Below are 510 nucleotides of genomic sequence, written 5' to 3' on the forward strand. Positions count from 1 at the left end.
GTACCCGGGAATCACTTTTTTCGTAGAGCCTGACTTTTGCTGTGCCAATCGCTTGTCACGCGGGGCAGGCATATCCGGATGCTTCGGATTGACTCCGGTATCGACTACAGATACAAGCATCCCTTCTCCTTTTACCCCTGCATCCTGCCAAGCCTTGGTAGCTTCAATCATATCCAGAGATGAGGTCTGCGGAATCGAGACCTGCTCGCCCAAAAAGGAGTGCTCCGCACGTTGCCATTCATCCGCTACAGAAAAGCGTGACTCGCTTCCTTCCTTCGTTGTTTGCTTCTTGACTTGTACCGGAAACGCAGCGTCCTGCATATCCTGGATGATTTGTGTTTGAAAGCTTGTGGTGTCTATCCCCGCAAGCGCATTGACTCTGCCTGTATTCACTGTCGTTATGGGAAGCAAAACCAACGCCAACCCTAAGCTGAGTACCTGTTTTTTCATCGTTTGCCCCCTTTATGGTAAAGCATCCATTGTTTTAAGTTTTCACAGGGAAGCTCTAAG

Annotated in this window: 1 pseudogene; it reads right to left on the bottom strand. The window is 49.4% G+C overall.

Annotated elements, in window-relative coordinates:
* Positions 1-450 (bottom strand): annotated as a pseudogene (locus SB773_RS29985) (S8 family serine peptidase); the annotation flags it as partial.
* Positions 451-510 lie beyond the last annotated feature (60 nt).

The sequence above is a fragment of the Bacillus sp. SIMBA_074 genome (assembly GCF_046534555.1).
Classification (GTDB): Bacteria; Bacillota; Bacilli; order Bacillales; family Bacillaceae_G; genus Bacillus_A; species Bacillus_A mycoides.